General features: G+C 42.7%; 5 protein-coding genes. All 5 read right to left on the bottom strand.

Translation table 11 applies throughout. The features are described from left to right. Positions 1 to 785 (bottom strand): BCCT family transporter (locus tag ACT3RN_RS13865; RefSeq protein WP_444518724.1); only part of this gene is annotated, 785 nt, incomplete at its 3' end. A gap of 152 nt (positions 786 to 937) precedes the next feature. Next, positions 938 to 2185 carry a PQQ-dependent sugar dehydrogenase gene (locus ACT3RN_RS13860; RefSeq protein WP_226945158.1) on the bottom strand — a complete coding sequence of 416 codons (1248 nt, stop codon included), beginning with the start codon at positions 2183 to 2185 and terminating at the stop codon, positions 938 to 940. 164 nt (positions 2186 to 2349) lie between these two features. After that, positions 2350 to 4947: an ATP-dependent chaperone ClpB gene (gene clpB, locus ACT3RN_RS13855; RefSeq protein ID WP_192520620.1), complete on the bottom strand. Its 2598-nt coding sequence runs from the start codon at positions 4945 to 4947 to the stop codon at positions 2350 to 2352. Between the two features lie 337 nt (positions 4948 to 5284). Beyond that, a complete protein-coding gene (locus tag ACT3RN_RS13850; RefSeq protein ID WP_225739324.1) occupies positions 5285 to 5869 on the bottom strand; it encodes a L,D-transpeptidase family protein in 585 nt (194 codons plus the stop codon). Between the two features lie 124 nt (positions 5870 to 5993). Continuing rightward, on the bottom strand, positions 5994 to 6773 hold the full coding sequence (locus tag ACT3RN_RS13845; protein ID WP_192520621.1) for an SDR family NAD(P)-dependent oxidoreductase: 780 nt from the start codon (positions 6771 to 6773) through the stop codon (positions 5994 to 5996). Positions 6774 to 6786: the final 13 nt, after the last annotated feature.

The following is a 6786-nucleotide window of genomic DNA, read 5'->3' as shown; positions in this document are numbered from 1 at the left end:
AAACGCTTAATACCCTTGTCCAAGCCCATCATAACAGAGCAAGCTGCAAGCACCGTCACAAAAGCGATCAAAGCGATTTGTATCGTTAGACTATTGGGAATCCCAAATAACCGCTCAAGTCCTGAGTTAATTTGCATTACTCCAAGACCAAGTGAGGTCACGACACCGAACATCGTGCCAAATACCGCCAAGATATCAACGGTATGTCCCCATGGACCATATATCTTTTTGCCCAATAGAGGATAAAGCGTCGAGCGAATTGATAACGGTAAACCACGGCGAAAATGAAAGTATGCTAGAGACAAAGCCACAATTGTATATAGTCCCCATGCATGAAACCCCCAATGCAAGAAAGTAATGTTCATCGCTTGCTTAGCGGCTTCTATCGTTTCTTTCTCACCAAGCGGTGGCGCCATAAAGTGGTATAGCGGCTCCGCTGTACCCCAATAGACCAGTCCGATACCAATACCAGCAGAGAACAGCATACCGATCCATGAAAATAGACTGTACTGCGGTGCTTCAGTTTGTGCGCCTAGGCGAATGTCACCATAACGGCTCATAGCCAAATAAACACACAGCACTAGAGCCACATTCACCAAAATCACGAAGAACCAACCGAATTTATCAGTAATAAATCCTTGTAAAAAACTGAATAACGTTCCAGCAGTCTCAGTGAACAGTGTTCCGAAAATAATGAATGCAATAATAAGTAGTGCAGAAATCATAAAAACAGGCTTACTCACCCGTGGGAAAGGACCTAATCTGTCAACCTTAACATGATCCATCTGTATATTAACCTTTACTGTTTGAAGAGATAACCTTAACAACTTACTAGATTACTATCAAACTTAATTCAATTACTTACACGTTCATCATTGACTGACACAAGTCTCAATGTATTTGATTATTAACAATATTTTTTCTAGGCCACGTCTTTTTATTGTGGTGACAATCGTAATAAGCCACTCTCGTTACCATCTTCTAACATCCAAACACTACCATCTACCGCCAGCACACTCCGGACGCGCTCACCCATATCGTATCGGTAACGTTCAAATGCTGTATTGTCATCATTGATAGCAACGATAACAAGCGATTGGGAGGACAAACCGCTGATCAGCATACTGCCTTGCCATGCTGGAAAGTCATTATGCGTACCCGAAGAGTAGATGCTCATCGATGAAGGTGAGATGACTGGCGTCCATGTGATTTTGGGCGCTTCAAACTCAGGCCGAGTATCATGATCTGGTATATCAATCCCCGAATAATTACGCCCGTTAGAGACAACTGGCCAGCCATAATTTTTACCTTTTTCAATCAAATTAAATTCATCACCACCTCTTGGACCCATTTCATGCGCCCACAATTTACCATTATCATCGAAAACCATACCCAATATATTGCGATGACCTACTGTCCAAAACTGCTTAGCAATGGCGTTCTCATTATTCACAAATGGATTGTCTGTTGGGATAGATCCATCAGCATTTAGACGTATGATTTTACCTAAGTTGACACTCATATCTTGCGCTGGCGTTTTTTCTTGGCGCTCGCCTGAGCTAATATATAAATATTGCCCGTCCGGTGAAAACAAGAGGCGATGACTGTAATGCCCTTGTCCTTTTACTTTTGGAGACTGCTCCCAGATTGGCGTAATAGCTTGCAAACTTGGTGTCCTGGTATCTAATCCTGTTAATCTTGCCTTGATAACTTTCGCACCAAATTTATTGCTATCAGCATCCGTCTCAACGTAGCTCAGATATATATTATTGGTACGAGCAAAGTCTGGTGCAATAACAATATCGCCTAAACCGCCCTGACCACCGTAAGCAACTTTTGGTACGCCAGTTACTGCTGTCTTGGCACCTGTTTCGGTATCGACCACAAATAACTCACCTGTCTTTTGTGTCACTAGTATTTTTTGTGGTTCGTTATCAACTTTAGGTAGGGCTGTCATCGCCCAAGGCTCATCAAAAGTTGCAACTGTTTCAGTAATGAATTTGGGTTTATCAGTATTCATGGAGGAATGAGCATCTGAGGTTTTGGCATCTTTATGCTCTACCAACTCTTCATTGCTATTGCCTGCTGTCTGATTGGAGCAAGCTGACGTGCTAAACAGCAACGCTGTCATGATTAAGGGTAAGATTAATGGCCTATTTTTCTGTTTTTTATTGCTCATCATCATGTCGTCTCCCTTATTTTATATTTAAACCAGTTATAACATAACCAAAGTATGAAAACGGTAACATAATTATAGTGCACAACGAAAAACCCCTTAATTACCTATATAAAAAATAGGCAAGTAAGGGGTTGGGTTTTATTCAAAAAAACAGTTTAGAGCACTTGGTATTAGCTCACTCTAAGCTTATCAAAAGTCAATTTGTCATCCGCATCAACATCCACTTTAATGATATCTCCTGCAACAAAATCACCCGCTAACAGCTTCAATGATAATGGATTTTCGATTTCTTGTTGGATAGCGCGTTTTAGTGGACGTGCACCATACACAGGGTCATAACCGACTGCGACCAACTTATTCATTGCATCTGTTGATAGCTCGATATCCATCTCACGCTCATGTAGACGTTGACGCAAGCGATCTAACTGAATCGCTGCAATACCTGCCATTTGCGACATACCTAGTGGATGGAATACCACGATTTCATCAATACGGTTCACGAACTCTGGACGGAAGTGCTGCCCGACAGAATCCATGACCTCGGCTTTGATATCATCATAGCTCTCGCCGACCATCTCTTGAATTTTATGCGATCCCAAATTACTGGTCATAATAATGACGGTGTTTTTGAAGTCAACCACCCGGCCCTGTGAATCTGTCAAACGTCCATCGTCTAATACTTGCAATAAGATATTAAACACATCAGGGTGTGCTTTTTCGACTTCATCAAACAAAATCACACTATAAGGTTTACGGCGTACCGCTTCAGTCAAAGCGCCACCTTCTTCATAACCCACGTACCCTGGAGGCGCACCTACCAAGCGACTGACACTATGCTTCTCCATATACTCACTCATGTCGATACGTATAATCGAATCTTCACTATCAAACAAGAAGTTCGCCAATGATTTGGTCAACTCAGTTTTACCAACACCAGTAGGTCCAAGGAATAAGAACGATCCAGATGGACGATTAGGATCAGACAGGCCAGCACGACTGCGACGTACCGCATTTGCCACGGCTTGCACCGCCTCATCTTGACCAATCACACGCTCATGGAGCTTTTCTTCCATCTCCAGCATTTTGTCACGTTCGCCTTGCATCATTTTACTGACAGGAATACCTGTCGCAGCAGCAACGACTTCAGCAATCTCATTGTCTGTTACTTTGTTACGCAGCAACTTTACATTATTACCTTCACTTGTCTGCTCTTTTTGCTCTGCTAAATCAGACTCAGTGATACGACGCTCTAACTGTGGAATAGTTTCATACTGTAGCTTACTCATGGTCTCATAGTCGCCCTCACGGCTGGCTTTGTCATAAGCAATACGAGCTTTGTCCAACTCATCTTTTAACTGCTGACTGCCTTTGACTAATGCTTTTTCTGCTTGCCAAACTTCATTAAGATCCGCGTACTCTTTTTCTAGCTCTTCAATTTGACCATCGAGCACTTTACGCTCAGCTTTCGCACCAGCATCTTCTTCATTTTTGAGCACTTCACGCTGCATTTTTAGCTGAATCAAACGACTATCAAGCTTACCCAACGCTTCAGGCTTACTGTCCATCTCCATACGTAAGCGACTGGCCGCTTCATCAATTAAGTCAATCGCTTTATCGGGTAGCTTACGGTCAGTAATATAGCGATGGCTCATACGTGCCGCCGCAATGATGGCGCTGTCTTGAATATCGACACCATGATGCAGCTCGTAACGCTCTTTTAGACCACGTAATATCGCAATGGTGTCTTCTACAGTTGGCTCATCGACTAAAACTTTTTGGAAACGACGCTCAAGCGCAGCATCTTTTTCGATATATTGACGATATTCATCCAGTGTCGTCGCTCCAACGCAGTGCAGCTCACCACGTGCTAGCGCAGGCTTTAGCATGTTGCCAGCATCCATTGCACCTTCAGATTTACCTGCACCCACCATGGTATGCAGCTCATCGATGAATAAAATGACATTGCCTTCTTGCTTGGCCAAATCACTCAGCACACTTTTGAGACGCTCCTCAAATTCACCGCGGAATTTTGCACCCGCAATCAGAGCACCTAGATCTAACGATAGCACCTCTTTACGGCGTAAACCTTCTGGTACGTCACCATTAACAATTTTTTGGGCCAATCCTTCGACGATAGCTGTTTTACCAACACCTGGCTCACCAATCAATACTGGGTTGTTTTTGGTACGACGAGACAATACTTGAATGGTGCGGCGAATTTCTTCATCACGACCTATCACGGGATCAAGCTTGCCAAGCTCCGCCTGTTCGGTCAGATTAATGGTATATTTGTTTAATGCATCACGCTGGTCTTCAGCATTTTGGTTATTAACGGTGTCATCACCACGTAACTCCTCAATCACTGCTTTTAATTTGCTTGCTGTTACGCCAGCACTTTCAAATATTTTTTTAGTTTCGCCCTGTTCAGACAGCGCCAATATTACCCATTCAGTGGCAATAAAATCATCATCTTCTTTTTGCGCTTGACGATCGGCTAAATTTAAAATTTTAACCGAGTTTGGGTTTAAATTAACATCTCCTGTCGGCTCCGATATGGTTGCCTGATTATCAAGTGCCTTTGCCACGCCATTCTTTAAAGCAGGAATAGACGCACCTGCTTGTTGACAGATAGACAAATTGGATTCATCTTGCAGCAATACAGCAAGCAAATGCACAGGATCAATTCCCGTATGATCACGACCTAGTGCTAAACTCTGAGCTTCTTGAATAGCAGACTGCAGTTTTTGGGTAAATTTTTCAAATCTCATATTCGTATCCTTTTATAATTAGTATTGTCAGTCGCTTTTCTAGCGTTCAGCGATGACTATTATCTGTCATTTATATAAGGTATATATATAATTATTTCAAGCCAATTATCAAACAAAGCCCTACTACTAGCAATGATATTTGCTAAGAGCTATTAATTAATAGCATTAAAATGTAATTTTAAGTTCAGATTAACAGTTTTTTAGAAGAAAATATGCAGAATGGTTTAAAAAAGAAAGGTGAATATAAGTATGAAAGATAGGGCATTTTGAGCATTTAACGAATTTCATGCCCTATATTTTTTTTAGGATTGATTGTATGTTGAAAGTGTTCATCGCTCTACTCTACAATCTCAATGGTAGTACCAATCTTTACCGCGGCCATAATCTCGTCCATTTCGTCATCAGTAACAGCAATACAGCCGTCCGTCCAATCATACTTCTGATTGATAGAGGCTAGATGACCAAAGCCGTTCATCTGTCCATGGATCATAATATCTCCACCCGGACTGACGCCCAATTGCTGAGCACGTGCTTTATCAGCTGCATTCGGATAGCTAATATGAATAGAGCGATGAGCAATAGAATTTTCGTTTTTATAATCTAAGGTATAAGTACCAACTGGTGTACGCTGATCGCCCTCTTGCTGCTTGTGACCGACTGGACTGTCGCCCAATGCAATATGATACGTACGAATCACATCGTCACCACTCAATAATTGCAAACGGCGCTCGGACTTATCAACGAACACTTTATCAATCACCACATCAGCGATAGGTTGATTACTTACCACTTCCAAAGTACTACTGCTACCCGCAGAAGCGCGTGTCATATAATTAAAAGCAATGCTGCTGATAATCGTCACCACCCCAACGCTTATCAAGACAAGTAATGAGCGATAAGTACGATTACGCGATAATGCCATGACAAAAACCCCTCTGATATGAATGATTGCAAATAGCTATCATCGTAATATATCAAAGCTTGTCGCTTGCTAATGTGTAAAGTATATGAAAAATCACACTCGCTTGGTCATTGAATACAGATAATTACACCATACGAATAGCACCATCTAAGCGGATGACTTCGCCATTGAGATAGGCGTTATCGATGATATGGAGGACAAGTTTGGCAAATTCATTTGGCGCGCCCAAACGCTTAGGATAAGGAACGGCTGCCTCTAATTGCTCACGCGCTTTTTCGGGGATACTATCCATCATCGGTGTGGCAAAAATACCAGGCGCAATCGTCATCACTCGAATACCGTGGCGCGTCAACTCACGTGCTAGCGGCAAGGTCAAACCCACCACGCCTGCCTTAGAAGAAGAGTAGCTAGCTTGCCCCACTTGACCATCAAAAGCAGCGATAGAAGCTGTATTGATGATAACACCTTGATCTGCATTTTTATTATCTTGGTGATCGCTGGCTACGCGCTTAGCAATACTGGCTGCGACCAAACGCGCAACGTTAAACGAGCCGATAAGATTGATATTCACACCGCGACTGAATGACTCAAGATCAGCAGGGTTGTTATCACGATCTAGTAATTTTTGTACGACAGCGATACCTGCACAGTTGATTGATCCTTGCAAACCACCGAACGCTTTTTCTGCCAACTCAACAGCCGCTTGCACTTCATCGCCACTGGTGACATCACAACGTACAAAACGTGCCCTATCACCCAACTCAGTGACCAATGACTGTCCAGCTGACTCGTTTAGATCAGCGATGACGATATTGCCGCCTTGAACGACGATAGCACGAGCCACTGACTCCCCAAGACCTGACGCACCACCAGTAACTAAAAAGCTGTGTTTTTCAATTTGCATAATTATTCCTTTA

Origin of the sequence: Psychrobacter sp. AOP5-GZ1-6 (assembly GCF_052376345.1) — a bacterium.
Lineage (GTDB): Bacteria > Pseudomonadota > Gammaproteobacteria > Pseudomonadales > Moraxellaceae > Psychrobacter.
The sequence above is the reverse complement of the archived record's forward strand: the minus strand, read 5'-3'. Positions and strand labels throughout refer to the sequence as shown.